This is a genomic window from Aquisalimonas sp., from assembly GCF_007120195.1.
Classification (GTDB): Bacteria; Pseudomonadota; Gammaproteobacteria; order Nitrococcales; family Aquisalimonadaceae; genus Aquisalimonas.
This window is the reverse complement of the sequence record NZ_SKOG01000249.1, coordinates 1-2,688: the sequence shown is the minus strand read 5'-3', so window position 1 is coordinate 2,688 and position 2,688 is coordinate 1. Positions and strand designations below refer to the sequence as shown.

Here is a 2,688-nt window from a genome sequence, read left to right as displayed (position 1 = left end):
GAAGTCGGCGAAAGACCGGGTGCGGGTGACGGCACAGCTTGTCGATGCAATTAGGGGCACCGTGGTCTGGTCCGGGCGCTACATGAAAACGGTGGACGACCTGCTTGCGCTGGAGGATACAATCACGGCGCAGATCGCTCATAGCCTCGACATTAGGATCACACACGGCACGCGGCGTTCGTCGGGAGGAACGGACCAGCTCGAGGCATGGAACGCCTATGTCGAAGGTCAGAACGCCTATCGAGTCTTTACCAGGGCGGGCAACATTCGCGCGCGGAATCACTTCCGGCGGGCGCTGGAACTCGATCCCGATTACGCCGAAGCCATGGTTGCTCTGGCCCATACCCGTCTTCTCGGGTTGTTCGAAACCCCGGCAGAGGAATGGGCACACGCTCTGGCAGAGATCGCGCAACTAAAAGATCGAGCGAAACAGATCGCGCCACGTATGCCGCGACTTATCGAGCTCCGCTCGCTGATAGCATTGACCGAGGGTGACCTCGACCGTGCACTCTCGGAGGCCGAGACAATGGCGAGGCTCGATCCCAACGGTGCCGAAAGTCACTACACGCTCGGACGGATGCGGTTCTTCGCCGAGCAGTACGAGCGGGCGATAGACAGCCTGCGCACCGCCACGCGGATCAACCCACACCACAGCGCGCCATACGCCTCGCACGAAGCATTCGCGCACCTCGCGCTCGGGCAGAATGACGCCGCCATTGATGTTCTCGAGTCTGTAGCGGTGCAGTGGCCTGACTATGGCCCAGCCCATGCGTATCTGGCCATTGCCTATCAACTTGCCGAGCGATTTGCTGATGCCCGCGAGCAGGTCGCGCTCATGCCGCGGATCTCCCCACCCGAAGTGACGGTGCGCTCACTCGAGCTGCGCTTTTCCCCGATGCAGGATCGAGAAACCGCGAATCGTATTGTCAATGCCGCGCGGCAGGCCGGAATCCCGGATTAGCGCATTATGGCATCTGGATCGAGCAGACCGAGGGCGCCAAGTTCTGGATGCGGGTGACGAACCAGCTGACAGTGTGAAGCAACGCCGCGGACATTCTGATTGCCGTCGTTGACAGGTTGGCATTGAAGGCGGGAACGGCGATGTCGCGCTGCTCCACCTTTCCCTCCTCGTCGACCTTGGCCTTGGAGAACTTCACGGTCCAGCGCGCGTCCCGGTCCTTCTGGCGCAGCTTGGCCGGCTTGTCCTTCCAGTGCTGGAGAACCTTGCCCGCGTTGATGTCCTCCTTCTCCTCCTTGGAGTTCCTCTGCTTCGGCGCCGCGACGATGGTGGCGTCGACGATCTGGCCGCCCATGGCGAGGTAGCCGGCATCGGTGAGGTGCTTGTCGAACCGGGCGAACAGCTTTTCCATCGCCTTGGCCTGGCTGAGGTGCTCGCGGAACAGCCATATCGTCTTGGCATCGGAACCCGGTATTCGAGCCCCAGGCCGAGGAACTGCATGAAGGACAGCCGGTCCTGAATCTGGAACTCGGCCTGGTCGTCTGACAGCCCATACAGTGCCTGCAACACCATGATCTTGAACATGAGCACGGGATCGTAGGGGGGCCTGCCGCCCCTGGCGCCATCGGATCGCTTCAGTGCCTTGGCCAGCGGCTTGCGGAACACCTCCCACGGCACCAACTCGTTCAGCTTCTCAAGCGGATCGCCCGCCTCGCTCAGCCGGACATACCGCTCATCGATATCCCAGAAACCAGCCTGTCCCCGCATCCCAGCCTCCCAGCAAATCACCCGAGAATTGAATCACGAAGCGACGGAAATGGGGAGGTATTTCGAGGCCTCCAACTGCACCTCCGGAGCGCCGCTTGCACCCCAGGGGGACGTTTCCTTCTCTCCTGGCGGATATTCTCTGCACCTTCGGAGCTCGGCCGAAAGGTGCAGAGCTTCGCGCCCATTGAAATCATTGACGTTTTCACGCCACCAAGCTCCGTGCTGTTTAAGTAACCCTTGGTTTGCGAAGGCATGCTGGATCGGAATTTGATGCTGACGACAATGCATTTCTGCCGTCGTTGCACGGGGTGCGGTTATGCGGCGGCTATATGGGATATTTCTCACTCAATTGGACCGTCCCGCGAGGGCCATGGACGGTCGACTTAGACAGTCGCGCCAAGCTGACTCTGTCGCAGATTGACATTGAGCGGCGGTAGCTGTTGGCTGCTCCGCGCCCTGTTCAGAACGAACAGGTGGCGATCCATCCCGCGTCATGTGGCAGTGTCAGGAAGGGTAATGCCAAAAATCGACGATATCCGTCTTATTTCGCTACGCTTTAGCTTCGATCCGCGCGATGCGTATGGAATGGCCCGCGGGCTTACCTCTTCCCGTCAAGCCGGCCTCATACGGCTTACTCTTGACGATGGCACTGTGGGATACGGCGAGGCTTGGGGACCGCCGAGTGTGACGGGCGCCTATCTCGAACTGGTGCAGGATTATTTCATCGGTCTCGACGTGTTCGCCCACGAGCATGCGGTTCACCTGATCTTCTCCCGGCACTATCATTTCGGCATTCAGAACCAGCTCTGCGCCCTGATCTCGGGGATCGATTGTGCTGCGCGCGATGCCGCTGCTCGACATCTCGGCATTCCGCTTCATGCTCTTCTCGGCGGTGCGGTAGAGGACAGCGTCGTCGTCTATGCCTCGGGCGGCTATATTACGCAGCAAGCTGATGACGATTT

Annotated in this window: 2 protein-coding genes and 1 pseudogene; 2 read left to right on the top strand and 1 reads right to left on the bottom strand. The window is 60.2% G+C overall.

Annotated features, from left to right (window positions below; genetic code table 11):
* On the top strand, nucleotides 1-961 hold a 961-nt coding region (locus tag QZT63_RS17550), incomplete at its 5' end, for a tetratricopeptide repeat protein (RefSeq protein WP_290652997.1).
* Between the two features lie 172 nt (nucleotides 962-1,133).
* Here the strand turns inward: QZT63_RS17550 and QZT63_RS17545 are convergent.
* A pseudogene (locus QZT63_RS17545) lies at nucleotides 1,134-1,726 on the bottom strand (transposase); the annotation flags it as partial.
* Between the two features lie 516 nt (nucleotides 1,727-2,242).
* On the opposite strand from QZT63_RS17545, the gene QZT63_RS17540 reads away from it, so the two are divergent.
* Nucleotides 2,243-2,688 (top strand): hypothetical protein (locus QZT63_RS17540; protein ID WP_290652995.1); only part of this gene is annotated, 446 nt, incomplete at its 3' end.